We start from the raw sequence: 21,464 nt of genomic DNA on the forward strand, positions 1-21,464 counted from the left end.
CCCCTCTCAGAACCGGACATGCAGCTTTCCCGCATCCGGCTCCCTGCAAAGCTAATACATCTACAGTTATCCGTATATACTGACATAAATACGTGGCCGCACAAGCGGGAACTGTCTCATTAGTTCCTTATATCCTTCCTTCGTATAGCTCCTTCTCTGACTTCTTCTGTTCAGCCAGTAGAATAACCTAAACCATACCACATTATTGAATGAGTTCAGGCTTCTTGAATTGTCAGTAATTCCGTAATAATGATAATAACCAGTCAGTACTTCATTTAGTTTCTTTACTATCCTGTTTATCTCCAGAAACCTCATGTCTCTTATCATGGCGTTTATTTCCCTGCTTTTCTTTGCAAGCTTTTTCTTACTGGTTTTCCTCTTTACTCTGAACTTTCCCGTCCTGCCATGCGAACAGTAATGCGTGAATCCCAGGAATGTGAACGTCTCCGGCCTCCCTTTTCCCCGGTCTTTCCGGTTACTTTCTGCGAATCGGCCAAATTCAATCAACCTTGTCTTGCTTTCCTCCAATTCTAGTCCAAAGTACTTCATTCTGCGCTTTAAGTGTTCATAAAATATTTCTGCATCTGATTTATATTGGAAGCATCCCACAAAATCATCCGCATAGACTACCAGCCCCGCATATCCTCTCATCACTGGCTGTACTTTCTCCCTGAACCACCATATCAGCACATAGTGCATATATATATTGGCTATGACCGGGGAGCAGTCCGAGCCTTGGCCTGCCCCTTCTTCTGTCTCCTCATATCTGAAATCTCTCATGATTCCCGCTTTCAGCATCCGTCTTACCAGTCTGATAATGGTCGGGTCTTTTATCCGCGATTCTATGAACTTTACTATCCATTCATGGTCTAAATGGTCGAAAAACCCTTTAATGTCTGCGTCCAGCACCCAATTCGTCTTTTCCCTTTCCAGCATCCCATTCAGTCTCCTTAATGCCATGTGGCAGTTCCTTCCTGGGCGGAATCCCATCATTTCTTCGTAGAAATGGGGCTCGAACACTGCTTCCAGTATTCGCCTTAGCGCTTCCTGTACTAACTTATCCTCATAGCAGGATATACTGAGCGGGCGGGTCTTTCCATTTTCTTTTGGTATTTCCACCCGTTTTGCCGGTTTGGGCTTGTATGCCTTCTTCTTCATTTTCCTGATTAATTCATCTAAGTTTTCTTCCAAATTTACTTCGTAGTCCTCTTTGGTAATTCCATCAATTCCTACCGCTTTCTTTCCATCCATCTCCTTGTGGCATTCTTTCAGTAACTCTTTATTAATCAGATGCCCTATGGACGTAAATACCATTTCCGGATGTTCGCTTGACAACTGTGATATTCTCGCCAATTTCGTTTCCATAATTTCTCCTGTCTCTGCGTACAGATTATGTTTCCTCTTTGATATGACTTTGCATGGCTGACCTGCGAGGACAGGTCTCTCTCGACTTCCACCGCTTTTTTTTGCTGTGTACTATTCGGCCATCCGACTTCTGCCGGCCATTTACGGTTCTCCTTTCTACCGTTGTTCCGTATACCGGGCTTACGCAACCTGCCCGGAGCCTGGCAGACCTCCCCAGTTGACTTAAAATCCTTGATTACATGACCAGCCTTAAAACCCCGGGGAAGCAGCTGCATTCTCGCTCTTAACGACTACAGCTGTGTTGCTTTCAGTGTATAGGAGCACTTCTGCCTTCCCAATTTCATTTTAATATCGAAGCTATATACGGCTATGCCCTGCAATCCCGCTGTCTACGCTTAGCAGGCAACATCGCTGCTGTCCACCCAAGACTCGCTTGATGCGGTATAGCTTGTACCTTACACCGTGGGACTCTCACCCACTAAATTTCAAGCCCTTAGCTGGGCGCACCCTATAATACAAAAAACTGGTTCAGAAATCTTTTTTACCAGCTTAGTAAATCTATACCAACGTAATACACTTATTCTTCTCGTTTGTGCATACAGTTCCTATTTTCCAACATTTTCAAACGCTATGCACACAATACACAATTAAAACCATACTCCATTTTAGGGAATCCCACAAAGACCGTATCATACTGCTCCATATCCGCCACCTGATTGCCAATGGCCGGTCAGTAGGACGGGTCATTCATCTCCACGCTGCTGCGACTCTTCTTATTTGTCCAGTCCAGGTCAGCGGATGAATACGGCTCTGCGGGCTGTATTTCGTGCAAATCAGCACCTGTTACCTGTGCCAATGACTTTGCCAGCTTAGCAGTGACGCCGCTGGCGGAAAAAAATGCTACTAATGTTTTACTCATCGTGTTTTCCTCCCTGATTCATATTAATTTTTATCATCCGGTTCTCATATAAACTGTTTCCATGAGTTCCCAAGTCATTCCTCAGCTGAACTAACCGCCTTTCCAATTCCAGTGACAGACAGCAGCACATTATAAAGGGTGGATGCAGCCTGTATCCGTCCTCTCCATCCTCCAATGCATTCAGGACGGTTTCCGGGAGTTAACCAATTCTTCACCTTTTACTATGTATGTATCATTTACCTGCGGCCCAGCTGCCAAAAGGCAACCGCGCTTGCTGCTGCAACATTTAAGGAATCCACGCCATGGGACATGGGAATGCGGACCGTGTAATCGCAGTCAGCAATGGTCCCTGCTGCCAGCCCGTCCCCTTCCGTGCCCAGGATAATGGCCAGCTTTTCCTCTGACATCAATCCTGCATCATCAATGCTGACAGAATCATCATTTAAAGCCATTGCCGCAGTCTTAAATCCCAGCTCATGCAAACGTCCAATTCCCTCCTGAGGCCAGGATAACCCGCTGTCCAGAAACGTCCAGGGTATCTGGAATACAGTCCCCATGCTCACCCGGATGGCACGGCGGTACAGAGGATTGCTGCAGGCAGATGTCAGCAGGACTCCATCCATGTTCAGGGCTGCAGCGGAACGGAATATGGCACCTACATTGGTGGGATTCATGACATGTTCCAGCACAGCAATCCGCCGCGCGCCTGCACAGATTTCCTCAGGCCCGGGCATAGGCGGACGGTACATTGCGCACAGCATCCCCCGCGTAAGATGAAATCCGGTCAGCTGTGTCAGCACATCAAATTCTGCTGCATACACAGGAATATCACCGCAGCGCCTGATGATTTCCCTGGCCTGGCTTTCCACATGCTTCATTTCCATCAGCATGGATATGGGTACGCACCCCGCGTCCAGAGCGCGCTCTATGACCTTGGGACTTTCCGCTATAAAAATGCCCTTGTCCGGTTCGTGGCGGTTCAGCAGCTGCCCCTCTGTAAGCCGGGCGTAAACATCAAGCTCCGGAGCGGCAAAATCGGTTATCTCAATTATATTTGGCATATGGTATCTCCTGGTTTCCTTTTGTTGGTTACCTTTTGTTGGTTACTATTATTGTTTTCCCCTTCTGATTGTTTATTATAGTATATAGCGTCCTGAGAATCCATGGTTTTCTGAAAAAAGACAGGACAAAACACTTGGTTTTACAGTGATAAGGAAGCATTTGTACTAACACATCACCTAGGATTTACCGCATAAATGCAGGGCAAATCGCCCCTATTGCGTAACATACCATACACCCCTGTTGAAATGCCCTTGATATTTGAACAAATGCTTAATGCGTGTGCTGCAATGCTGCAAAACGGTGTTTACGGCTTCCGGCTCTCCGGCGACTGCTCACAGCAGAAGATTTTCCGTAATACCCATGAAGCGATGGAAAAGGAAATGAAGCGCAGGCGGCGCTGGTTGGAGAGGCAAAGAAACGGATTGCGGAACTTGACCGTATTTTCAACCGCCCTGGCTAATGCAACAATGGCGGTAATGACATATACTTCCATTTTAATCAAAAAGAGGGTTTAATTCCCCGCAGCTTGCTGCGTAACAAACTTTTTCAAGACATGGAGGAAGAGATATACTAGAGGAAAAAGGAAAGGAGAAATTGTGCGATGAGTGAAACAATACTGTAGATAGGGTAATCAAAGAAACGTGTGAGGGAATTCAGGAAAGGTATGAAATAAGATTTTTGGAAGTAGGTACAGATAAAGACCATGTACATTTTCTTATCCAGTCAGTGCCTGCATATAGTCCAAAAAAAATCATCCAAATAGTGAAGAGCATCATAGCCCGGGAGGTGTTCGCGAAATGTCCACAAGTGAAGAAAAAATTGTGGGGAGGAGAATTCTGGACAGATGGCTATTACGTAGCAACGGTGAGTGAACATGGGAATGAGCAAATCATAAGTAGATATGTGAAAGAACAGGGACAGGAAAAAAATTATAAAACAATCTATAAAAACGTAGAGAAAACAAAGCAGTATAGCATATGGGATTATATGTAGAGGTTGCAACCTTCGATACCCCGCAGCTTGCTGCGGGGTAGTTCATTGATTTTGGGCATCATCTTTACTTCCTTCTGTTTTATGTAAAATCAGCCTGGCAATACATTACCTTGCCGCCTTTTATGGTCATTTGCGGAACAATGACCTGATGTCCGGTAAATGTATGTCCATTCCGGTCGCTGTAACATACCTCCTTTTCTACCAGCTTAAGAATGGCCACATCCGCAGTACTGCCCATGTCCAGGGACGCCAGTTCTTCCCTTCCAATCAGCTGTGCCGGGCAGACGGTTGCTGCATCCAGCACCTTTTCCAGGCACATTCCCATATCCAGATATTTGCTCATTATCCTTGGCAGGCTGTGAAGGGGCTGGAGATAAAAACCAGCGGTATTGATGTCAGAACTGATAATGTCCGGTATAAATCCCTGTTTCACGGCCTTCCGGGAGATCTCCAGGTCATAATTATTACAGCCGTTGCTGGCATCAAATAATACTCCCCTCTCCCTGGCATCCATGATTCCTTTTCGAACCGCTCCGTTCTCATCCAGAATCGTTTCTCTGCCCTTTCCCTGATAGACATGACATATCACGTCTTTCCTGCGCAGCATCCCTGCAAGCTTCTCCAAATCCATCGCGGGGTCCGTGATATGTACGCATATATTACAGCCAAGTTCCTCTGCAACCGCAACCGTAGCTCTCAGGGATTTCTCCGCCTCATTCTCCCCGATGATGTCCGCTGACAGTCTCAGTTTCAGGCCTACCAGGTTGTCCGGGTATGTCCTGAACAATGCGCGTATTTTGTCACGGTCAAAATACCGTTCCTCCAGGCGTTCCGGATACTGATTCGTGGTCTGGCCCCCGCTTCCCATAAGGAGCATGTTCAGAATACGCACATCGCTGAAAGACATCACGCTCCTGCGGTACATCTCGTAATTGGCAGCGCCGCAGCTTCCTCCGTCCACAACGGTGGTGATTCCGCATGGAAAGGAAGCCGCGTCCGGATTTACACCGTTTTCTGTACCATGGTTAAAATAATGAACATGGTAATCAATCAGTCCTGCTGTGACGATACAACCAGAAGCATCCACCACCTCACAGTCTCCTGACGGGAGTCCTTCCATAATCCTTCCATTCTTAACCGCAATATCCTTATAGCTCCATTCATGCCTGGCCGGATTATATACTTTTCCACTTCTGATTAATAATGTTTCCACCTGTTTACTCCTTATTCCGCTTCATTGATTGCTGCCAGCAGCTGATCCACAAGCTCATCACCCGTGTTTTCCCTTACCATGTCATAAACCACGGATGCTTTTTCTTTTAACTCTCCCATCACCTTGTCGTCCAGGACAATTATCTCACATCCGGCGTCCTCACATGTTTTCTTATATTCCGCTATGCTCTCATCTGCCTTGCTGTTCGCATAGGCCGTTGCCTCCTCAGCACATTCATCCACAAGAACCCTTACATCTTCCGGAAGGCCCTGATATAAATTGTAATTCATGAAAAATGTAATAATATGCCCGATATGATTTGTCTCAATTACATACTTCTGGACCTCCTGCATATTGTTGCCCACGATATTCATATAAGGATTCTCCTCCCCGTCAATGGTTCCCTGCGAAAGTCCCATAAACACTTCCGTAAACTGCATAGGAGTTGCCGCTGCGCCAAGGGCATTCCAATACGCAATGTGATACTGATTCGTCATGACACGAATCTTCTGGCCTGATAAATCAGCCAGCTGATGAACTGGTTTGTTGGAGGTAAGCTGTCTGAAGCCGGCATCGGAAAAGCCCAGCATCTCAATTCCTCCCTGATTATTATATTCATCCAAAGCACTTACAAGGCCACCGCTCAGCACGGCTCTCATCTGTTCCACATCGGCAAAAAGATTTGGCATGTCAAAAACAGCGTAGGAAGGTATGAAGTCAACAAGGTCTGTCGTCATGCCTGTACCGATGTCAATGGAACCGCCGATAACTGCTTCCGTAAATTCGGTTGTATTGCCCAGCTGCCCTCCGGGGTAAATGTCAACCGTAATCCTTCCCCCTGACCGTTCATCCAGGAGTTCAGCAAATTTTTCAACCATCATGTAATTTATAGTATTTTCAGCCACCGACATGGCCGCTGTCCAGTGATATTCCGGAAATTCTCCTGTGGTTTTGGGCGCCGGGCCATCGTCCTCTGCCTGTGCTTCTGCCTGTGCTTTTACTTGCGTTTCTGTCTGGGGAGTTCCGGAAGAACTGCTTCCTTTTCCTCCATCACTTTCTGAGGAACCGCATCCCGCCAGGGATATAACCATAGACACTGCCACCATTACCGCTAATTTTCTCATCACTATTCTCCTTTTTATAAAATGTGTTTGTTCCTAACCAGCCAGGCCAGGCAGGAACATGGATATCTGAGGGACAAATACTATTACAAGCAGGGAGATTACAAATGCAATTAAAAATGGAACAGTTGCTTTTGCCAATTTCAGCATTGGTATCTTAGTCATGCCTGACGCCACAAACAGGTTGATACCCATGGGAGGTGTCACCATGCCAACCGCCAGGTTACACGTCATAATAATGCCGAAATGAATGGGGTCAACCCCGACAGCCGTTGCAATCGGCACCAGTATGGGAGTCAAAATCATAATATTGGGGATATTGTCAATGATCATGCCGCATACCAGCATAATCAGGTTCATGATTAATAAAATCACGATTTTATTATCAGATACCGCAAGTACGTACTGGCTGATGGACTGGGGGTAACGCAGCATGGTAAGACATCTGGCAAAGGAGGTGGCAGCCGCAATTACAAACAATATGTTTACATAGGTCTTTGCTCCTGACATGAATACATTTCCAAGATTCCTCAGACTTATGGATTTATAGATGCAGATGCAGACAAACAATCCGTAAAACACACTGATGACAGCGGATTCCGTAGGACTGCACATCCCCGAATAAATCGTTCCCAAAATAATGACCGGTGTCAGAAGCGCCCAAAAGCTGTCCCTTAAAAGCGGCCAAAATCCTCTCTGCCGTATTTCATTATAATTTGTCAGAAGCTTTTCCTTATCTTCCCCGTGCTTCCTGCAGTAATAATAACTGTAAACCATCAAACTGAATCCGATCAGAATCCCCGGAATGATTCCCGCGGTAAACAGTTTAGAGGGCGATGCGTTTGCTGCCGCCGAATAAACAATATAGGAAATGCTTGGAGGAATAATAACCCCCAGCCCTCCTGCAACCGTCACAATGGATGCAGCGAAAATTTTCTCATATCCCATGCTTACAAGAAACGGGATGGTCATTGCTCCCACTGCCGATACAGTGGCCGGAGATGAGCCTGAAATAGCCGCGTAAAACATACAGGTAACGATAACGGCACATGGAAAACCGGCTGTCTTATTGCCGATAAAATACGCAAAGAAATTAAAGAGCCGTTCCGACAGTCCCCCCTCTGCCATAATCATGCCTGATACCATAAACAGGGGAACTGCCAGCAGCGTAAAGCTGTTCATACCGGCAAACATGCTTCGTGCCACATCCGCCGCGCCATATGGAAAGGACGGATTGATGATGCTCGGAAGTATGGACATGATTCCAAAAACACCTCCCACCGGCATGGCGGCGATCAGAAGAACTGACAGCAGGATGAAAAATACACCAATAGCCATTATTCCATTACCTCCTTGCTTTTCTGTCTGCAGACAATACATTTAATAATGACCTGTATATACCGGAATATTGCCAATGCAACCGCAAATCCCATGATTCCATAGAGATATGACAAAGGAATCTGCAGCGCCGGGCTGGCCTGTTTAATCTTTGCCGCATTCTGGATAATAGTCACTGTTCCTTTCAAAAAACATCCCAGAAATCCAATCATCACCACATCGCAGGCAATCTCCAGCACACTCTGTACATGTTTTGGAAGAATAGACGCAAATGTGTCTACCTTAATACTTGTCCCCATACGCACAGCACATGGGAGACAGAAAAACGCCGACAGCGCCAGACAGTAGCAGCAAACCTCGTCCGACCAGCTGAGTGCATGGTGGAAACAGTAACGCATGATTACATTTGAAAATGACAGCAGACTCATGATTACCAGAAATATTGCCAGTATTATTAATTCAAAATTCTTATCCAGCCATTTAATACTTTTCATCTTCCCCTCTCCTTTTGTTCATCTTTTTTAATTTAATGCATTTTCTTGCTGTGTTTTTATTATATCTGTAGTATAATCAGAAGTAAAGTTACTAATAATTACATTTATAAGTAATTTTACTTCTAACAACTTCGTCGCTTTGCGCACTTACCACCGGGAATGGATGGTGATTTTCCATCCATCTTTGTACAGCTTGGACAAGGGGGATTTTTTATGGATTTGAAGCAGTTGGAATACATGGTCGCAATCGCAGAATGCGGGAATATATCAAGGGCAGCAGAAACATTATTCATAACACAGTCCGGACTGAACCAGCAGCTGATTAAACTGGAAAAAGAGCTGGGTCAGCAGCTCTTTTACCGGAATAAGCATTATCTGCGAACAACACAGGCCGGAAAATTATATATTGACAGCGCTAAGGAGATCCTGCGCATTAAGAAAAATACATATGCGCAGCTGGAGGATTTAAAGGGCAATGTGGTAGGAGAAATTGCCCTGGGGCTCACCCATGAGCATGGAATTGATATTTTTACCTCGGTTTTTCCGGATTTTAACCACAGATACCCGGGAGTTACCTTTAATCTTTTAGAGAGAATAGTGTCTGACCAGCATAATTTTCTTCTGGGAGGGCATCTGGACTTTGGAATCATTATGCTGGCTGATTCAGATAAGATAGACCTGGAATATATTAAACTCTATAATGAGAATCTGGTGCTGGGAATTCCCAAAAACCATCCAATGGCCAAATACGCCTCCGCTCCCGGAGAACCGTTGTCCACCATTGACCTGCGCCTTTTCAGGCAGGACAGCTTCTCCCTGATTTTCGCTTCATCTACCATGCGCAAGGTGATTGACCCCCTGTTTAAGGAAGCAGGCTACCAGCCTCATATTCTGATTGAGTCTGCCATGAACCATGCCCTGATACAGCTGGTAAGCAACGGATTCTGCTGCACAATCCTTCCCCAGTCACGGGTTCTGGTAAGTCCGTACAGTACTAACTGCGCCTGGTTTCACCTGTCCTCCCGCCCTAACTGGAATATCTATGTTGCATACAGAAAAGACATGCATCTGAATGAAGTGCATCGTTACTTCATTCAGCTGGCTAAACATTATGGAAATGAGTTGGAAAAGAATTTTTTATAAACTCAAATTCACACTGGCGTCCCACAACCCGGACAGAGACCGTGGGATAAACCGGAAATTCTCTCAATTTCTCCCGCTCGAAGTCATACTCCTTCCTTATCTTCTCTCTCAAATCCATAAAGGGGACAGCCGCTGTCTCTTTACGGGATTTTCCGTCCAGACTTCGGGGGGCCGCCCTCTCATGGGGGCGCCCACTGCGTCCATTATATCTTCCATAATGAAAATCATCTGATCAAGCCCCTGGAAAAGCAGTAATTCCTCCACATGAAAGGATTTTACATATCCCCTGGCAATCCTGCCTGCAAAAGACTGGAGGCCAATCAGAAATGTATATGTATATTCAGGGCAACGCCCTCCGTCGCGGGGAATATCATCCTCCATGATTATAAATTATTCTATTTCTCCCATGGCCCTCTCCTGTTATCTTTTATCCTGTCTATCTGTCCGGCGGAGCAATTCCGGCCGGTGACTCGTTTCCGGCCGGTATTTCCCATCCGTCCAGTGCTGCAGGATTGTCCTGATTGCCTCGTCCTCAGTGAATGCCTTGTGCCCTGTCAGATAGATACACGCCTCCTTCCACTCCTCCTGTGTGCAATCGTCTCTGTTACGCAGTATGAATTCCCTCATCCACGGTCCGGGCCCTGCATTGACGGCTGAGATGCCCCCGGTACTGCATCAGCAAATCTTTGCTGAGCCCCGCCTGTCCCATAAAATCCAGCATCTCCCCCACATCATGAAGATATTTGCTTATGGTTGATTCTGATTTTTCCTCAGTACGCAAATAAGTTTCAAATTTCGTCAGCAGCATTTCCTTTTCCATAAATTCCTCCGTTTCCAGTCCAGTTAACAAGTTGCCATATATTTATTCATCAAAAAACTGGGGGGTTATTTTTCATGGCATGAGGAAGGATGCCGCGGCTGTATTTTCATCGTGAAATAGTTACTGCCTTTGAAACAATAAAATCTAATGTACATCTTGGTAACGGCGTCTCTGCCGCAGATAATTTTCAAAGCCGTATCCTATTTGCCGAAAACCGCTTCCGCCCGTTTCATGTTTTCCATGATTGGTACGCCAAAGGAACATCTTGTCCCGCATGAGCCGCACCGGATACATTCTCCCCCATAATGTCCCAGCAGTTCATAATGTTTCCTAACAGTCTCCGGCACCTTTCCCCGCGCGGCGGCCAGGGAGGAAAACATAACAAAAGCTGCTGCTTATCTGCATATCTCCCAGCCCACACTGTCAAAACAGCTAAAGGATTTAGAGCGGGAACTGGGCAGAAAATTATTTGTGCGCGGCAACTACAGCATAAAATTGACCGATGAAGGGATACTGCTCAGAAAACGGGCAGAAGATATTCTGGAAATGGTCCATAAAACGACGGATGAATTCAAATCACTGGGAACCGTGACCGGCGGTAATGTATACACAGGGCGTGCCGAATCACATCCTGTCTCTGAAAGGCTGAAAAGGCGGGCCGGCCCAACTGTTCCTGCAAAATAGGATGGTGCCGCCAGGATATTCGCATTTTTCGACTTATTTATATCAATTTTGTCGTCCGTTCTCCCTTGTCAATCCACTCCTCTGCGTATAACGTAACATAGGTAACAAAAACCAAGGAGGGATTAACATGAACTACGAAAGAGAAATCAGTAACCTGCTTCGGCGCCTCGGTGTAAACAACTCCTATATAGGGTTTCGTTACACAATCTACGGCGTCACCCGAACTGCCCATGACCCCACTTTGCTTGCGTATATATCCAAGGGGTTATATGTGGATATAGCGGTCCATTACCAGACCTCTATCGGCTGTGTGGAGCGGAATATCCGCACCCTTATCAATACGATTTGGTTACACAGGGACAGAAAACTGCTAAACGAAATCTTTAATTTTGAACTTAGCCAGAAACCCCGCAACGGGGCATTTATTGACGCGCTGGCAAATTATATAGTGATGAGAGGGGCCGGCGGGGAAATTACAGACCCTGCATGTCAGCAGCAGGCAACATAGCTCCCTCTCACCGCGTAAAAGGCCTTACAGCCTCCCCGTTGTCGTCCAGTTTTCCCTTAATGCTGTCCAGTAAGCCGCCGATTGTCTCATAGTCCTGTCCGGGAATGAGATTTTGTTTCTGCCAGAAATCCCAATATCCGTTGCTTTCGCGGTTTTTGATATACAAAAATTTGAACTCGTTTCAACCACTCTATGCTCATTATACAGGAACCGGAAGTCTGATACTTGATTTTACTTGCTGTCCGGCATCACCGGATTTATCTCTGGCTTTTGCTTTATATTTTAAACGGCGGGAAATTCTCATTTTAAAACGGCGCATTTTAAACGGCGGCAGAATACGCTTTCCAAGAGACTGCTACATGTGATACAATAACAGAAAAGCAGCCAATCCGTCAGGGGACCACTTGTTCCCAAATACCATTATGAGGAGGAGAGAAAATGAAAGCTGAATGGATAGCTCCATGCGGCATGAACTGCCGGTTTAAAGGATTTGGACAAGCGGTATCGTTCAAAATACCATATGAGCATGATTGAAAACCTCGCCACAATCCGGGACCAGGGCATGCAGTTCTTTTTACAGCAGCAGGAAGAGGCGTTTCGCTGCCCTGTCTGCGGTCAAACACTCTGCGTACATAGAAATGAATGTCCCTCATGTAAGGCAGTGATTTGGTGATAATGACTGCGGGCTATTTCCAGCTAGTCCTCTTTCTGAAGGAACACCTCTGTTTCTTGAGTTTTTTCCACGCAATTGGCAAACGTATAAACTTTTTTTCATTTTATTATACTATCTGTTTCAGTGAACCTCTCATGACTAAAGTCACAAGCTTCAGGAGTCGCCGCGGACTTAGTCCGGCTGTTAAAGGTATCCAAAGATGACGTCCGTCTTCTGAAGCTTTACAATATGCTGTCCGTCACTTAGACAGAACGCGCCATCAGAAACCGGCGTGATAATCACACTTCTGGCATTGGGACAGAGCATTCTCACAATCCTCCTTGTGATAGGCTCCGGACCAGCGGCAGATGCTCTGCAGGATTGGAACCACGCAATTCCCCTTTTCCGTCAGACAGTACTCCACACGGGGAGGAATTTCGTCATACTGCCTGCGATGTATGATATCATCGTTCATCAGTTCCTTTAAGGCGGCTGCCAGAACAGCGTCTGTAATGTCTGTCATTTCCCTGCGCAGTTCGCTGTAACGCAGACGCCCCTTCTCCGTTAGAACGCAGATAATCCGCGGCTTCCATTTTCCTCCAAATACATCAAGACCATATTCCAGAGGACAGCGAATGTCCTTTTTCAACTTTGGCTTATACATTTCCATCACCCCAAAAAGTCTGTTTTTCTATAGATAAATTCATTGCGTTCATTATAGAAAATGTACCATGAATTTTCAAGTTACTATGAAAATTATTAGTTACTTATAAATTTACGGACCTGTTCCCATCTGAAATTCTATCATCTATAATCAAATCACAACAATCTCATATAACCAAAAAACAGGAGGAAAACCAAATGAAAATTAGTGCTTATCTCGAAATCACCATGAAAATCAACGATGACAGGTTTTACACGGTTTTGACAGTGTGGAACATGCCCAGGCTTATCTTTCCAGTGAATTGTTCCAGAACGATGTATTTGTCAGCCTGAAGCCTCTCTGGAGCGCAGAAGCGGAGGTCAGAATCTACTCTGCTGCATAACCTTTTACGAACACATAACAGGCGGACTGTGGATTATTTTCTTGAGTCTCGGCCTGTTAAAAAGATACCCTCAGCCGGGAATACTGTATATTACGGCTGAGGGTATACTGAGGCGGGTTCTCGTGTCCGGCCTGCAGCCCCACAGGGCGCAGGCATATGTATAGAAGCGTGCCGCCACGGATCGTTACGGAATCTGGCTATTAGCTTACTCCAAGTTTATCTTTAATATTTTCAAATATGTAATCTGTAATCACACGATTGGAATAAGGCGTAAGATGAGGCGCATCGTTTAAGAAACACCTTTGGCTATGTTTTCTATTAAATAACTCTGATAATTCAAAATAATTCTCAAATTCCTCTTTTGATTTTTCCCAGCAATTATAACCCAAATGTAATACCACATCTCCTGCTTTTAAATCAGATTTTAGAATGTTTACGAAATCCCGGATATCCGAATAGATATTTAGTCCGCCGCCTGTTCCCAAATTACGGACAATATATTTATAACTGTTTTTTATCAGTTTCTCTTGCAATATACTTGGTATTGTCATCCTATCACTCACCCCAAATCCACGAGCAATACAAGTCCCAATAACGAATATTGTGTGGTCATATGAATCTGGTTGATAGAAAGTCATTCTCTCGTTATTGAATACATTGTATGTTTTACTATTGACATTTGCAGGCAGATAACGTCCTTCATCTGTTTTGCAAAAATCTACGTTATGGAAATCTCCAGAAGTCCAATAAGCCACATCCGCTCTATCTTCTTGGTATATTGAGAGGAGTTCCTCTTCACTCAAAAGACTAGGATATCGACAAAACATTTTATTTTCGTCCTTTAATTTATTGGAAACAGGTGTTTGAAAGAAGAAGTAATCAACGCCGTTTGACATCAGGCATTTTATTGCTGTTCGTGCTATAGCTGAGAGATATATTTCTCCTATGGTGCAATTAGCGAAATTATCCAAATGCATGTAACCCTCATGGATTAACAAATCATTTTCCTGCACATCTTCTATCTTATCCATTTTTTTGATTTTTGTAAAACCCGATATATGATTTTTCAATCCAATAATGCTCTGGTTTTCGCGAAAGTACAACACATTATTAAAACCCTCTAAATATTCCAGAGTGAAGCGGATATCACACAAATTCCAATCAAAATCAAAGGAGTTAATGAGGTTCTTTGATTTTCTAAGAACATATAATAATTCCCCATATTTTGAAAGCACAGGAACCTCTTGACATCGTGTTTCCTTAATTATCTCTGCTGCAGTTTCAATACCCCCCCCCCCCCTCACTCCCCCGCTCACAATCTATTACATAGCGAAATGAATAGTTTACATGTTTGCCAACGCTGAAATGATTTTGAAAACTTGTGGGTGTTATGATTCCTAATAAACGATGGCTTTCGTTTCTGACATATACGTATCTATGCGAAAGAAAAAGTGTTTTTAGAAAATCTGCATTTTTAGATTCATTGTAATTTATTTGAGCAATATCATCCAGCTCTATTCTGCAAAAATCCATCATTTTATTTCCTTTCTGAAAAATCGTATTTCTCCGCAAAAGACGCATACAACTTATCCTTTGTTAGGATAGCACAATCTTGGTCGGCTCCCCTACCATATGCCCCCGATGCAGAGAAAACGGGCCAATGCCCTGATACGCCGGGCGTGCTGCAGCTGCGAGGGTGGGAACTGTACCGCCCTTGACGATGGCGACGCCTGCGCCCGCCCGCAGATGAAGTACTGTCCTCCCTTCCCTCACTAGGGGGCGTCTATTTTAATCTATTAACCTCATTTTGCAGATTAGCTAAAAATCTACCTGCATGTGCGCCATCCATTTGGGTATGATGGAATTGAAAGGATATGGTCAGATAATATCTAAATAGTTTCTTTTGGTATCTGCCCCATATGATAAATGGATTATTGAAAATACCACTGTTCATCCCGACAGCCCCATCAATTTCTGCATCTATGATAGCCGAAGTACCAATTACCATACTGTCGTTCGACAGGTCTCTGTCCTGGCAGCTTTCAGCAACCTGCGCGGTATAATTCAGATACTGCTGATTATACGCATCTAAATCTTCTGTATACAGAATATCACAGGAACTGACTTCTCCATCTTTGTTTTTTACAATTGTGTTGACCGCAATTGTATCATATTGCAGCAGCTTATCTCCCACCGGCAGAATATAGAACTCTTCCACGTTCACAGCCGCTTTTCCAATACAATAATCAAGCAGCATATTAAACTTCAACTGTCGTTTTTTACTAACTTTAATAAGGTTCGTTACGTCCAGTGTCTTAAAAAATGTCACCATCGGATTAGGCGCTTTTATCCATAGCTCATATGCCATGGCTCGTTTTGTATCTTTTGGATTGATTTCTCTTGGCATTGTTTCCTCCATAAAAATCCAATTTGCATGATTCCGTTTCTTCCATTTTACCATAATTACGAGAATGTGAAAATTACTTCTTTTCTGCCAATTTTCCGACCTTGCAAATATAAGATAAAGGCCGAGTTTATACTTCTGATCTGAAATATTGTATAATTCTTAAGGAAAGTATCAGATTCAGAGCGACAAAAAAATGAACAGCTTATGCAAAAGATAAACTGCTCTGAATGTGATTCTTTCCAATTGTACCAAGTCGCGGAACTTTAGCCATAGGCTGTATGGGGATAGTATTTCCCCAGGGAAGCTTAAAATAGTGGATTATGGTGGTCTGCAATGCAGAAGCAGGACGATTTTAGCTGTATCCCATATTTTTGGGTATGCTTCGCAGACCTCCCGATGGCAGGTCTTAAAAAATATATAGGAAAGCAGCCTGTCAGGAAGAAGGAACATGACACCTTCCCAGCTGTTTCATGGCTGTATGACCACATTCAGGACACACACAGATATCGAAATTCCAGACTGCTTTTAAAAGCTCTGCCAGGGACATTCCGGCGTAACGCTGCTTGAAACGCTGTCCATTCTGAAGCTTAAAGATAACCTTCAGATTCTTATATTTCATCCGATTGTTCAGAAAACCATAATAGCGTATTTTCTGAAAGCCGGAAGGCAGCACATGCATCAGGTAACGGCGTATAAACTCCGTGTTGCCAAGAGTAATCTGACGTTTTGGTTCACCCGGCTTTTTTCCACGGGCAGAGAATGTTACCGTATCTTCCGTAACAGAAAGGATCCTGCTGTTAGAGATGGCGATTTTGTGGATGTAGCGTCCAAGGTATTCAATGACATTGCCGAAGCCGTTGAAGGTTTTCTTGATGTAGGGGCACCAGTCCATTTCATAAAGCTTATTTTTAAATTCCTTCCAGTGGTAAGAATTACGCAGGTTTTCACAGGAGGATGAAAAGTTAAGGGAGCCGCTTTCATAAAGGGAGACAAGGTGTGCCATATATTTCCCCTTAAACTTATCCCGCAGGACCTCCGTACGGATAAAAAACTTAGATGAGGATTTACGGATTTTTCCATCTCCGGTAAGCCCGCCGCCGGAAACAATGCAGTGCATATGTACATGGTAATCCAGCTCCTGATTCCAAGTATGAAGTACTTGGATAATCCCGGGTGTTGCCCCGAGCCACTTCTTATCAGCAGATAATTCCAGAAGTGTTTCGGCGCAGCATCTGTGAAGAAGTCCATACAGAAGCTTCTGGTTGCAGTAAATGAGGGGATTTAATTCATGTGGAAGTGTAAACACTACATGAAAATAGGGTGAATCAATGACCTCAGCACTGCGTTTATCTACCCAGATTTCTTTCTTCACAGCCTGACAGTTGGGGCAGTTGCGGTTGCGGCAGGAATTATTGTGGACTTCCACATGCCCACAGTCGGTACACTGACTTAAGTTGACACCAAGCCTTCCGGATTTGCAGTTTAAGATGGCTCGGGCGGCTTTGCGTTGGACATCCGACTGATAGTGCCCCGGTGCTGAGAAAGCTTCATAGGACTGCTCAAATATCTGCCTGATTTTGTAATCACTCATGGTATTCACCTGCCAATCGGTCAAAAGGGCTGACGGCATTGCGGATGGCATTACCGGAAAGATGGACATAAATAGTGGTGGAAGACAAAGATTTATGTCCCATAAGCGCTTTTATGGTAAGCAGGTCGGTTCCGTTTTCATACAGATGGGTACCAAAAGCATGACGAAAGGAATGACAGGTAAGCCTGCGTTCCCATCCGAGCCTGTCCTCATGGGCATGGATGTGTCTTGAAAGGAAGAATGTGTCGATGGGTCTGTCCTCGCCACTTTGCTTTGGAAAAAGAAAGCCTTTTGGTCTGCCGTATTCAAACCAGTAGCGTGTCAGCAGGTCAAGTGCCGCTTTAGAAAGAATGGCATAGCGGTCATTCCTGTTTTTGGAGTGTGTGATGTGAAGCCGCATGTTTTTGCGGTCAACATCCTCGTAACGCAGACGGCATACTTCACCGATACGAAGCCCTGAGGAATACATGAGTGTAACCATAGTCTTCTGCTTTAAATCAGGTATGGAAGAAATAAACTGCCATGTTTCCTGTTTCGAGGGAACATAGGGAAGGTACTCGTCAAACTTACGCATGGGAAGCTGTGTGTCATCCCATGTTTTGTGAAGAACATACATGGTGAAAAAGCGCAGTTGTGAAATGGCACAGTTGATGGTGCGGTCAGAAAGGTCTCTGGATTTCTGTAGCCATTTGATGTAGTCACGAAGTTCATCCCAGGAAACATCTTCTGGCGATTTGTGAAGAACATTTGCGAGGTAATCCAGATACGCCCGGATGTAAGTACAGTAATTTTTAAGGGTATGGTCGGTAAGACCGCGAAGGGAAATCATTTCCCTGAAAGAATTTAAATATTTGTCCATAGTAAAATCTCCTTTGAAATGCAATAAAAACAGTAGTTACATTTCAAAAAGAGGTGGTGGACGAGTAAAAAAATAAGATATATAGTTGTTGAGTTTAGAAATCCATGATAACATAAGCATAGCAGTTCTTAAAGTTATGAAGTTGTTTGGTGTGGTAACTTAACAATACATCATAAATTTAAAAACTGCTATTTTTTATAAAAAAAGTGGTGGTTTTATGTACCTTGGGCTAGCCGTCGCACTAGCGACTTGGTACAATAAGGCAATTGGAATTTAATCTGTGATTCTGACCACAGCGCGTTACATCATTGTATCATCCCGCAATGCTTCAGCCAGATTGATCGTGCACACATTCCGCCAGCCAAGATAATACGCCAATGCCACAGCACCCAAAATAGCCAGCATGAATATAGCGATTGGAACCAATGGTGCCTCCGCAAGAAATGTTTCCAACTCAAGATAACTTATTTTTAACATATACCCAGCTGTAATCCCTGCAAGCGGAATCGTAAGGATAACCGGGCGCCCTGCGATAACCAGCGCTTCAATGCAGAACATCTTTTTAATTTCTTCCGGCGTCAATCCAACCGACATATATCTGGAAAATTCTCTTTTTCTTTGACGTACAAATCCCAAGGTATTAGAAAACACATTTCCAATACCAATGATTGCAAGCAGTACACAAAAGCCGCCGAAAATCGCCATCATTCCCTGTATCTGCCTGTCGTTTGCTTCTTTTTTCTGAATACGGTTTTCACTTTCAGCCGCATAAGACCCAGTTATCATCTGGTCAATTTCCGCCTGTAAAACGTTTAGTTCTTCTAAGGCGGCGTTTTCATTTCCAAGAACGCAAATGTAGGAATCATCCTCACTGCCTGCAATTTGTCCTTTGATTTCATTCCACAAGGACACCGGAAGGAAATGCACCAGTTCATAATAATTAATCGTTGCATATTCTTCTCTTAAAGCAGGAACCTGATCTGTATAGGACAAAACAGGTATTTCAACTGCTGTCCCTTCTTCACCCGAATGTCTTATCAGACTGGCCGCACTTTCCCCTTTAACATAGGGCATATACTGAGGGTGTCTAAAATCCGGGTTGGTCACATCTCGAATTTGATTACGTATGACAGTTCCATCCAGCCGGGGTGTAATACCAATTTGTTCACAGTAAGCAGTAAAGCTGCTATCATCTAATATAATCATAGGAGCACTGACCTTCCAGCCTGCTGCTGTCTGCACTGCCTCGTCACCCGAAGCATGAGAAAAGTCTCCAAAGGACTTCATTTCATCACTCATTTCATCTTCTGTGATGGTTGTGCTTGCCATCGCCTTTTGATATACTGTGGCGCTTCTTACGCCGGGAAGGGCTTGTATCTTTTCAGTTTCTGTAAAAGAATCTACATCTGTATCCTTTATGGTAATCATAATATCCCAAACATCCTGATATTTATCGAAATAGGTTTCTCTTGTATTGATTCCTGATATGGTAAAAAAGCACTCCATAACCGTAAAAGCCATGAATGAAAGTATCAGAGATAAGGAGGCCGTCCGCAGGGCTTTTCTCTGCGCCTTTAAGGCATTTCCTGCCAACTCCCCCTCTACGCCAAATAAAAGAGAAAGGACAGGAGAATTCCTTCTTCGTTTGAGTTGAAATTCTCCTGTATTCTTAATGGCTTCCAATGGCGCCAATTTGCTTAATGTTCGGGCGGGCAGCCATGCGGAAATCCATATGGTGATAATTGTCACTAACAGCGTCAGAGCCAGGACCAGCGGATGATATCCAAATACTGCCTCATGCCTGCCTGCTACCCGGCTTCCCAACAGCGCATTTATCATTTGTAAAAGCCCCATACTGATTGCAACCCCCAACAGATTCCCAAGTATGATTGGCATGGTGCAAAGTACGGCTGCCTCCTGCAGCAGACATGTCCGAATCTGTTTCGGTGTGGCTCCAATGCTGGAAAAAATGCCAAACTGATGAATCCTCGCATTCATGGATACAGCAAATGAATTGTGTATAATGACAATCAGGGAGAAAGAGGTCATTATCATTATTATAATGAACATAGGAAACAGCAGTCTTGGGGCCATGTCCTGCGGACTGCGTATGAGATACATTGCAAGAAGTTCATAGTTATAAGTAACTGCTTCCGGTAAAACTCCTGCCATTTCAGCAATCCGTGGTGTGTCCTCCAAAACCGTACCGTAATCATCAAAATAGATGTCCAGTACCGTTTCGTGACCGTCCGCTGCCTCATCATTGACCACAACACTTTTTACATCTGCAAAGTTTCTTATGGCTTCCATGTCCTGTAAATCAAACGTTCCAACAAGCCGGCTTTGCCAGCTGCCTTGGGTCAGTTTGATTCTTTCCACTTCATACTTCCATGCGTTATAGAATAAACCGCACAATAGGGATAACAGCAAAGCAGATATAAACGCTGCTATCATAATGGAGAGTCCCGAGGAACGATTATTTTTAATATATCCGGCTGAATAATCTCTCCACATATTCCTCACCTCCGCCGTACATCGCATTTGATTGTTCCATCTTCGATGGTTATAATGCGGTCTGCTTCCAAAGCCACCTTTTCGTCATGGGTAATTAGCAGAATGGTCTGCTCCAGATTCCGATTGGATAGTTTCAGCATATCTATGATTTCTTTGGAATTTTTCTGGTCCAGGTTTCCAGTTGGTTCGTCTGCCAAAAGCAGCGCCGGCCGATAAATCAGAGAGCGTGCAATCGCAACTCTTTGCTGTTGCCCTCCTGACAGCTGACTTGGTAACGCCTCAAGCCTGTCAAAAATGCCAAGGGAACGGACCACCTGTTCAAAGTACTCTTTGCTTGGTTTCTTTTTATCCAGTGTAAGAGGCATAAGAATATTTTTCCGCACGGTAAGCGTGGGAATCAGGTTATAGAACTGATATACAAGTCCAACCTTTCTGCGGCGGAAAATAGCAGCCTGTGTACGATTTAGTTTAGAAAGGTCTGTCCCATCTATGGTTACTGTTCCGCTTGTGGGTTTGTCTACACTGCCCAGGATATGTAATAGCGTAGACTTACCGGAACCGGACGCTCCAACAATGGCTACAAATTCCCCTTTGTTGACTGTCAAATCAATCCCATCCAGTGCAGCCACCTGATTATCGCCGGAACCGTACACCTTACGGACCCCTTCGCATGTTAGAATGTTCATTTGCTTCTTACCTCCTGCTATAATGTTTTGGAATTTTATATTTTCATTA

General features: G+C 44.4%; 23 protein-coding genes and 3 pseudogenes. 7 read left to right on the forward strand and 19 right to left on the reverse strand.

The window, feature by feature from the left end:
* Positions 1–66: 66 nt before the first annotated feature.
* The 3 genes and pseudogenes from ltrA to LA360_RS08985 form a co-directional block, all read right to left on the reverse strand.
* The gene (gene ltrA, locus LA360_RS08975; RefSeq protein ID WP_057572962.1) at positions 67–1,365 is read right to left on the reverse strand and encodes a group II intron reverse transcriptase/maturase; all 1,299 of its coding nucleotides are present in this window, start codon (positions 1,363–1,365) and stop codon (positions 67–69) included.
* A 667-nt stretch (positions 1,366–2,032) separates the two neighbouring features.
* Positions 2,033–2,284: pseudogene (locus LA360_RS08980) on the reverse strand (flavodoxin); the annotation flags it as partial.
* A gap of 236 nt (positions 2,285–2,520) precedes the next feature.
* On the reverse strand, positions 2,521–3,345 hold the full coding sequence (locus LA360_RS08985) for a TrmH family RNA methyltransferase (RefSeq protein ID WP_022202697.1): 825 nt from the start codon (positions 3,343–3,345) through the stop codon (positions 2,521–2,523).
* Positions 3,346–3,597: 252 nt separating this feature from the next.
* Between LA360_RS08985 and LA360_RS08990 the strand changes: the two genes are divergently transcribed.
* Both LA360_RS08990 and tnpA read left to right on the forward strand, forming a co-directional pair.
* A complete protein-coding gene (locus LA360_RS08990; RefSeq protein WP_225537477.1) occupies positions 3,598–3,861 on the forward strand; it encodes a hypothetical protein in 264 nt (87 codons plus the stop codon).
* A 103-nt stretch (positions 3,862–3,964) separates the two neighbouring features.
* A pseudogene (gene tnpA / locus LA360_RS08995) lies at positions 3,965–4,339 on the forward strand (IS200/IS605 family transposase); the annotation flags it as partial.
* A 79-nt stretch (positions 4,340–4,418) separates the two neighbouring features.
* On the opposite strand, the gene LA360_RS09000 reads toward tnpA, so the two are convergent.
* Genes LA360_RS09000 through LA360_RS09015 form a run of 4 tightly spaced genes read right to left on the reverse strand, consistent with a single transcriptional unit; the run spans position 4,419 to position 8,505 of the window.
* Positions 4,419–5,552, reverse strand: a complete 1,134-nt coding sequence (locus tag LA360_RS09000; protein WP_057572039.1) for a metallo-dependent hydrolase — start codon at positions 5,550–5,552, stop codon at positions 4,419–4,421.
* Positions 5,553–5,563: 11 nt separating this feature from the next.
* Positions 5,564–6,676 carry a TRAP transporter substrate-binding protein gene (locus LA360_RS09005; RefSeq protein WP_057572040.1) on the reverse strand — a complete coding sequence of 371 codons (1,113 nt, stop codon included), beginning with the start codon at positions 6,674–6,676 and terminating at the stop codon, positions 5,564–5,566.
* 33 nt (positions 6,677–6,709) lie between these two features.
* On the reverse strand, positions 6,710–8,011 hold the full coding sequence (locus LA360_RS09010; protein WP_089775102.1) for a TRAP transporter large permease: 1,302 nt from the start codon (positions 8,009–8,011) through the stop codon (positions 6,710–6,712).
* Positions 8,011–8,505 carry a TRAP transporter small permease gene (locus LA360_RS09015; RefSeq protein WP_225537478.1) on the reverse strand — a complete coding sequence of 165 codons (495 nt, stop codon included), beginning with the start codon at positions 8,503–8,505 and terminating at the stop codon, positions 8,011–8,013. The genes LA360_RS09010 and LA360_RS09015 overlap by 1 nt, the downstream gene beginning before the upstream one ends.
* A 213-nt stretch (positions 8,506–8,718) precedes the next feature.
* Between LA360_RS09015 and LA360_RS09020 the strand changes: the two genes are divergently transcribed.
* Positions 8,719–9,648 carry a LysR family transcriptional regulator gene (locus LA360_RS09020; RefSeq protein ID WP_089775100.1) on the forward strand — a complete coding sequence of 310 codons (930 nt, stop codon included), beginning with the start codon at positions 8,719–8,721 and terminating at the stop codon, positions 9,646–9,648.
* Positions 9,649–9,756: 108 nt separating this feature from the next.
* On the opposite strand, the gene LA360_RS09025 is transcribed toward LA360_RS09020, so the two are convergent.
* From LA360_RS09025 to LA360_RS09040, 4 genes are all read right to left on the reverse strand, one after another.
* Positions 9,757–10,029, reverse strand: a complete 273-nt coding sequence (locus LA360_RS09025; RefSeq protein WP_022201425.1) for a hypothetical protein — start codon at positions 10,027–10,029, stop codon at positions 9,757–9,759.
* A 39-nt stretch (positions 10,030–10,068) separates the two neighbouring features.
* Entirely contained in the window at positions 10,069–10,275 is a 207-nt protein-coding gene (locus LA360_RS09030) for a hypothetical protein (protein WP_225537479.1), read from the reverse strand.
* Entirely contained in the window at positions 10,253–10,468 is a 216-nt protein-coding gene (locus tag LA360_RS09035) for a hypothetical protein (protein ID WP_057572045.1), read from the reverse strand. The genes LA360_RS09030 and LA360_RS09035 overlap by 23 nt, the downstream gene beginning before the upstream one ends.
* A 200-nt stretch (positions 10,469–10,668) precedes the next feature.
* Complete coding sequence (locus tag LA360_RS09040) at positions 10,669–10,848, reverse strand: hypothetical protein (protein WP_057572046.1); 180 nt, start codon at positions 10,846–10,848, stop codon at positions 10,669–10,671.
* A gap of 25 nt (positions 10,849–10,873) precedes the next feature.
* On the opposite strand from LA360_RS09040, the gene LA360_RS31120 reads away from it, so the two are divergent.
* Positions 10,874–11,152 carry a LysR family transcriptional regulator gene (locus LA360_RS31120; protein ID WP_316111057.1) on the forward strand — a complete coding sequence of 93 codons (279 nt, stop codon included), beginning with the start codon at positions 10,874–10,876 and terminating at the stop codon, positions 11,150–11,152.
* A gap of 127 nt (positions 11,153–11,279) precedes the next feature.
* Positions 11,280–11,660 (forward strand): sporulation initiation factor Spo0A C-terminal domain-containing protein, encoded by a 381-nt coding sequence (locus LA360_RS09050; RefSeq protein WP_089775098.1) that lies wholly within the window; start codon positions 11,280–11,282, stop codon positions 11,658–11,660.
* Between the two features lie 34 nt (positions 11,661–11,694).
* Here the strand turns inward: LA360_RS09050 and LA360_RS09055 are convergent.
* Together LA360_RS09055 and LA360_RS09060 are read right to left on the reverse strand one after the other, a co-directional pair.
* Positions 11,695–11,832, reverse strand: a pseudogene (locus LA360_RS09055) (AraC family transcriptional regulator); the annotation flags it as partial.
* A 760-nt stretch (positions 11,833–12,592) separates the two neighbouring features.
* Positions 12,593–12,976, reverse strand: coding sequence for a winged helix-turn-helix transcriptional regulator (locus LA360_RS09060; RefSeq protein WP_057572050.1), 384 nt, complete (start codon positions 12,974–12,976; stop codon positions 12,593–12,595).
* A gap of 197 nt (positions 12,977–13,173) precedes the next feature.
* Here LA360_RS09060 and LA360_RS29605 point away from each other — a divergent pair, with 197 nt between their 5' ends.
* A complete protein-coding gene (locus LA360_RS29605) occupies positions 13,174–13,308 on the forward strand; it encodes a hypothetical protein (RefSeq protein WP_263870221.1) in 135 nt (44 codons plus the stop codon).
* 250 nt (positions 13,309–13,558) lie between these two features.
* On the opposite strand, the gene LA360_RS09065 is transcribed toward LA360_RS29605, so the two are convergent.
* Positions 13,559–14,674, reverse strand: coding sequence for an SGNH/GDSL hydrolase family protein (locus LA360_RS09065; protein ID WP_207737820.1), 1,116 nt, complete (start codon positions 14,672–14,674; stop codon positions 13,559–13,561).
* A gap of 325 nt (positions 14,675–14,999) precedes the next feature.
* Here LA360_RS09065 and LA360_RS09070 point away from each other — a divergent pair, with 325 nt between their 5' ends.
* On the forward strand, positions 15,000–15,134 hold the full coding sequence (locus tag LA360_RS09070) for a cysteine-rich VLP protein (protein ID WP_370804976.1): 135 nt from the start codon (positions 15,000–15,002) through the stop codon (positions 15,132–15,134).
* A 7-nt stretch (positions 15,135–15,141) separates the two neighbouring features.
* Here LA360_RS09070 and LA360_RS09075 read toward each other — a convergent pair whose 3' ends face one another.
* The 5 genes from LA360_RS09075 to LA360_RS09100 form a co-directional block, all read right to left on the reverse strand.
* Positions 15,142–15,819: a CatA-like O-acetyltransferase, family 2 gene (locus LA360_RS09075; protein ID WP_330657078.1), complete on the reverse strand. Its 678-nt coding sequence runs from the start codon at positions 15,817–15,819 to the stop codon at positions 15,142–15,144.
* 379 nt (positions 15,820–16,198) lie between these two features.
* Positions 16,199–17,356, reverse strand: a complete 1,158-nt coding sequence (locus LA360_RS09085) for an IS91 family transposase (RefSeq protein WP_112481418.1) — start codon at positions 17,354–17,356, stop codon at positions 16,199–16,201.
* The gene (locus LA360_RS09090; protein WP_112481419.1) at positions 17,349–18,215 is read right to left on the reverse strand and encodes a tyrosine-type recombinase/integrase; all 867 of its coding nucleotides are present in this window, start codon (positions 18,213–18,215) and stop codon (positions 17,349–17,351) included. The genes LA360_RS09085 and LA360_RS09090 overlap by 8 nt, the downstream gene beginning before the upstream one ends.
* A gap of 300 nt (positions 18,216–18,515) precedes the next feature.
* Positions 18,516–20,756, reverse strand: a complete 2,241-nt coding sequence (locus LA360_RS09095) for an ABC transporter permease (RefSeq protein ID WP_318653985.1) — start codon at positions 20,754–20,756, stop codon at positions 18,516–18,518.
* Complete coding sequence (locus LA360_RS09100) at positions 20,735–21,415, reverse strand: ABC transporter ATP-binding protein (protein ID WP_089775145.1); 681 nt, start codon at positions 21,413–21,415, stop codon at positions 20,735–20,737. The genes LA360_RS09095 and LA360_RS09100 overlap by 22 nt, the downstream gene beginning before the upstream one ends.
* Positions 21,416–21,464: the final 49 nt, after the last annotated feature.

It is taken from the genome of Enterocloster clostridioformis (genome assembly GCF_020297485.1).
GTDB lineage: Bacteria > Bacillota > Clostridia > Lachnospirales > Lachnospiraceae > Enterocloster > Enterocloster clostridioformis.